Raw genomic sequence first — 3,917 nt, 5'->3', positions numbered from 1 at the left:
GAGCATGGCTTCGTGTTAGGGGCCGATCTTAGCTACTTTGGATCTCGCAAGGATTTCCTTGGCGTTGTTGCCAATGGAAAATTCAAGAATTCGATTGCGCATGAACTCAAAGCCAACGGATATCGTACCAGTGTAAATTATCCCTCGCCGACAACCTTTCTTAACACAAAAGAATTCTACCAATCACTCGGATTTGATCGCGTCAATTCAGAAGACGATATGAATCTTCAAATTAAATTCACTGGCCCTCGACCGAGAGATAAGGCTTATTACCAATTTCTGCTAGACGATCTCGAGAAAAAACAGAAAAACGAAGGTACTAACCCGAATTTCTACTTCGTCCTGACCTCGGCCACGCATTACCCTTGGGATTATCAGGAATTCCCAGGCGTGCGTGATGCAGAGTATGCGCCCGGCGATCCTGTTGCTGAGTACGCTCGGCGACAGCGGATCGCTGCGGACGACCTATCCTGGCTGAAGGCATCGCTCTCAACACGATTTCCGGGCCAGCCCTTCCTGATCGCCAGTTTTGGAGACCACCACCCATTGTGGACCCATGATTATGTGCACAGACTTCCGACTTGGAAGGGGCGTACACCCGATCCGGCGGAGCACATGTGGCGAACCTACTACCGTGTAGATGGCGTCAACTTTCAACCGAACTATGCAGGCCTGAGCCAAGAGATAGAGATCGGTTTGCTCGGCGAAAGCGTGTTGACAGCTGCAAACCTTCCCATCAGCAAATCCTACCAGGTTCGACGTTGGCTCCGCGAACGATGCGAAGGGCGCTGGGCCGACTGCCCTGACCAGAATAGCCTTCGGACGGCAAATGCGCTGCTTTCGGAGGGGCCACAAGCCATCTTCAAAGATTGAGTTTTGCCGCGGGCTAAGTGGCTAGCTCACGTCAGGCCCGCAGTTCAGCACAAGCGCCGCCGCGCCGGGCGGCGCTTGTCGTCGATCGCCCGCTCTCCGACAGCCGGCGGCGCGCCGGCGTTTTTGCGGTTTCGGCGCATCGCTCGATGAGGCAGACCGCACCCCGTTGCCGCTCCAACGATGGGCCGAGTTTTGGCATGGAACTCCCCGGTATTCAGCCGTTTGCGCGGGCCAAGCGATCAGCGGCCGGTGCCGCGAATGAAGTTGAGCAGCAAGTCCCAGCGCTCGCCGACCCAGACGAAAAGGCCGACGCCAACCGGAAGCGACAACACGGCGAATCTTGCCGTCCTGCCACCGACACGGGCGAGGAATAGGCCGCTGCGGATGACGGCCGTGTCTTTCTTCAGGCTGACGACACTGTTCTGCAACCCAGAAATCGCCGCCTGCATTTCGCCCATCGCCTGACCCCGCTGCTGGCCCTGCTCGAGGAGGCGTTGCATCGCCTCCCTCAGGCCCTCGATCGCATCCTTCAGGTCGCTGTCCGTCTCCTTCAACCCATCAAAACGCTGCTCGAGCACTGCGATGCGCTCCAGAGTTCCCCGCCCTTGGCCGACCATCAGCGCCCCCAGCAGCCGGCAGCGACGCCGCGCTCGGAATGGATGTCGATCCGGCGGGTATCGGCGGGCGTCTTGCCCTGGACAGTCTGGAGGCTGTCGCTGATGACGCCGCACGGCCTATCGACCGGCGCCGTCGTCGCGCAGGCAGAGACCGCGATCGCGGTCCCAGCTGCCAATGCAATTCTCAACCTTGCGCGCAGCGTCATCGGCCTTGCCTCTTGCCTTCACATTCGATTGCTGGATCTCGGCCGACGCATCGGTCTTGCCGCGCTGATAGATGCTGCTGACCACCGCCCAGGCGAGCAGGCCAGCGATGACGGCAGCGCCGAGCGCGAGCCATGCCCGCAGCGGGATCACGCCGCGGCTTCCTGCTGTGCCTTGTGCCAACGCCAGAGCAGGAAAGAGCCGCCGGCGACGAAGGCGAGCGCGAGGATGATCTGCGCCGGTCCACTAGTGAAGCCCTGCAGAAGCGCCGTCATTGGCGTCGCGACCTTCACCGCATTGTCGAGGGTGACAAGGGGAAGCGGGGCAGGCCTCGCCGGGACGGTGTTGGAGGAGACGAAGCCGCCGCGAGACCAGAGCCCGGCCTCAGCAGCGCGGCGGTTGACGAGCCCCTCGACCTTCCGGCCGCCGGCATTGACCCATTTCATCAGCTCGGTCGGCACAGCGGCATAATTGCCGGCCTCGAGCTTTTTCAGCAGGGTGGACTTCTGGAACGCCCATTCGCCGACATTGAAAGCGAACGAGACCAGAGCGGCGAATTGACCATCGGTAAGGGGAACGCGAACCAGACGCTCGACGGCACGCTCGAACCGGTCGAGATCGTTGCGCAKGAGATGCTCGGCTTCGGCTTGCGTCAGCGTCATGCCGGGACGGACATGCGCCCCAGTCGAGCCGTAGCCGATCGTCAGAATGCCGGCGACATCCTTGTAAGCGGTCAGCCGGCAGCCTTCCCAGCGCTTGATCAGCGCCAGGCCTTCATCGCTGATGCGACGTGTCATTGTGCGTGCTCCAGATAAAGAAAAACCGCCCGAAGGCGGCGGATGGATGGGTTGGGGTTTGGCCGTTATGCCGGCCAGGTGATCGGTGGCAGTTCAGAGACGATGGCCTCGGCTGACTTCGCGAAGGTTCCGACAATGCGCGCGTCAGCCTTTGGCGCGACCTTACGGATCACGACAGCCCAATCAGTCTGCGACATAGGAAATGCTCCGGGCATGAAAAAACCGCCAGAAGGCGGCAGGTGGCCGGGTGTCAATGCAGCCGATAAAGTCGAGCAAAAGCGCCGCTTCGGCTGGAACGGCGCCGCCGGCCTCAACCGCCTAGCATTTCTGCTAGCTCTTCCTTCGTAAGCCTTGCACTGTATGCCTCTTGGCCCTGCTCGAATTGCCAACTATCTCGCAGGCCGCCAGCATCGACTACGTCATATCCAATCGAGTCAAAAAAAGCCGAAGCTACCTTCTTCGATTCTTGGTCATCACCTGCGATCGGAACCGCAATTCGCTTTGAGCCGGATAGGCGCGAGTTGTCCTCTAGGTTGCTCTCGAACATAACGCTTGAAGATCTAACCAAAAGCGCGCCATCCCAACGCACGGCTAGCATATAGGAAGTCTGTCAATTCATCCCGCCCCTTGCCGCGTAAAGCGATATCGTTTATCTCGCGATAACCGATATTGGTTATCGGATCAATGGGGGCGAGTGACGCACGGTGAAGGAGGCGGTCTATATCGCTCTCGCAATCTTGGCTGTTCTAGTGGCCTTGATCGCGCAGCCCGAACCCGGCGCGTGCAAGGATAAGTCCCCGGGCTCGATCTTTGCCATCATGAACTGCCGAACACCCGGCTAGCTTACCGGCGTGGCGTGCGCTTGGATCGCCGTCACGCACATGTCGGCAAAATCATTGGCCCCCTCCGCGTTGAAGTGCGCCGCATCGCCTCTCTTGTCCGCACCGAGCGTGTCAGTGTCTGGGCCGAGAAAGATGCTCACGCCGTCAGCCATCGCCGCCTGCCCCGCCCGGACGGCCAGAACCTCAGGCGAGCCCGGGGTATTGACGCCGGCCCAATAGGTCGTCTGGCAGACGATGGCAGGCGCGGTGAAGTCAGCGTCACGGAACTTCTGAAACTCGGCGCGACCCCGGTCCCGATAAGTATTGCTGCTGGTCCCGATTGAGGGATCTCCCTCGCCCTGGTGACGCAGGATGCCGGTTAGCGGTAGCCCGGAGGCCTGAAGCCGGCGGATGAAGTAGCGCAGCCGATCGACATAGATGCCGCCATCCGCCCAATCGACCGTCGTGGATCCGCCAATAGCGCACCCTGCGATGATGACACGGTCGCAGATGTTGGCATCGATCAGCTTTTGCCCGATCCGCGTCATCACGTTCGAATAGGCGTTCGGCGTACTCGTCGTGTTGATGCCCGGCAGAGGCTCGAC

6 protein-coding genes are annotated in these 3,917 nt (G+C 60.3%); 2 read left to right on the top strand and 4 right to left on the bottom strand.

Annotated elements, in window-relative coordinates:
• Nucleotides 1-873, top strand: an 873-nt coding sequence (locus AC1DRP_RS35490) for a sulfatase-like hydrolase/transferase (RefSeq protein ID WP_476771004.1), incomplete at its 5' end; no start/stop codon positions are given.
• Nucleotides 874-1,112: 239 nt separating this feature from the next.
• Here the strand turns inward: AC1DRP_RS35490 and AC1DRP_RS35485 are convergent.
• The 3 genes from AC1DRP_RS35485 to AC1DRP_RS35475 form a co-directional block, all read right to left on the bottom strand.
• Nucleotides 1,113-1,451 carry an apolipoprotein O family protein gene (locus AC1DRP_RS35485; protein ID WP_476771003.1) on the bottom strand — a complete coding sequence of 113 codons (339 nt, stop codon included), beginning with the start codon at nucleotides 1,449-1,451 and terminating at the stop codon, nucleotides 1,113-1,115.
• 156 nt (nucleotides 1,452-1,607) lie between these two features.
• Nucleotides 1,608-1,847, bottom strand: coding sequence for a hypothetical protein (locus tag AC1DRP_RS35480; protein ID WP_476771002.1), 240 nt, complete (start codon nucleotides 1,845-1,847; stop codon nucleotides 1,608-1,610).
• Nucleotides 1,844-2,491, bottom strand: a complete 648-nt coding sequence (locus tag AC1DRP_RS35475) for a lysozyme (RefSeq protein WP_476771001.1) — start codon at nucleotides 2,489-2,491, stop codon at nucleotides 1,844-1,846. Before AC1DRP_RS35475 ends, AC1DRP_RS35480 begins: the two co-directional genes overlap by 4 nt.
• Before the next feature lie 42 nt (nucleotides 2,492-2,533).
• Here AC1DRP_RS35475 and AC1DRP_RS35470 point away from each other — a divergent pair, with 42 nt between their 5' ends.
• The gene (locus AC1DRP_RS35470; RefSeq protein ID WP_476771000.1) at nucleotides 2,534-2,839 is read left to right on the top strand and encodes a hypothetical protein; all 306 of its coding nucleotides are present in this window, start codon (nucleotides 2,534-2,536) and stop codon (nucleotides 2,837-2,839) included.
• Between the two features lie 490 nt (nucleotides 2,840-3,329).
• On the opposite strand, the gene AC1DRP_RS35465 is transcribed toward AC1DRP_RS35470, so the two are convergent.
• A partial coding sequence (locus AC1DRP_RS35465) for a sialate O-acetylesterase (RefSeq protein ID WP_476770999.1) occupies nucleotides 3,330-3,917 on the bottom strand: 588 nt, incomplete at its 5' end.

The organism is Allobosea sp. 01N443 (assembly GCF_056399325.1).
The sequence above is the reverse complement of the archived record's forward strand: the minus strand, read 5'-3'. Positions and strand labels throughout refer to the sequence as shown.

Coding starts and splice junctions, on each gene's coding strand:
- AC1DRP_RS35470 (WP_476771000.1), top strand. CDS start 2,534: ATGGATGGGTTGGGGTTTGGCCGTTATGCCGGCCAGGTGATCGGTGGC.